Origin of the sequence: Pantoea sp. SIMBA_079 (assembly GCF_046940275.1) — a bacterium.
GTDB classification, from domain to species: domain Bacteria; phylum Pseudomonadota; class Gammaproteobacteria; order Enterobacterales; family Enterobacteriaceae; genus Pantoea; species Pantoea borealis.
Genome location: NZ_JAWRYR010000452.1, coordinates 1 through 263 on the forward strand (window position 1 = coordinate 1; position 263 = coordinate 263).

The window sequence follows — 263 nt, forward strand, 5'->3', positions numbered from 1 at the left end:
GGGCCATGGCCCAGAAGATCCGCTCGGTGTCGCGCGCGTCCATCCCAGCGATAACGGGGCACAGCAGGTCGCGGACGATCCCGAGGGCGGCGGGCGACGTGTGGACGAACCCCATCCCTGTGACGCCGCCGGCTTCGAGCCGCACCACGAGCACGCCGGTGCTGTCCCAGGTGATGGTCCCGTCGCTCTCCGGGCGCTCGCGGCCGCCGGTCGCGGTGGGCACCGCGTACGCCTCCGCCCGGATCGAGCGGAGGCGCACGTCC

1 pseudogene is annotated in these 263 nt (G+C 74.1%); it reads right to left on the bottom strand.

Annotation, left to right across the window (positions count from 1 at the left end):
• Positions 1-263: pseudogene (locus tag SB719_RS20765) on the bottom strand (hypothetical protein); the annotation flags it as partial.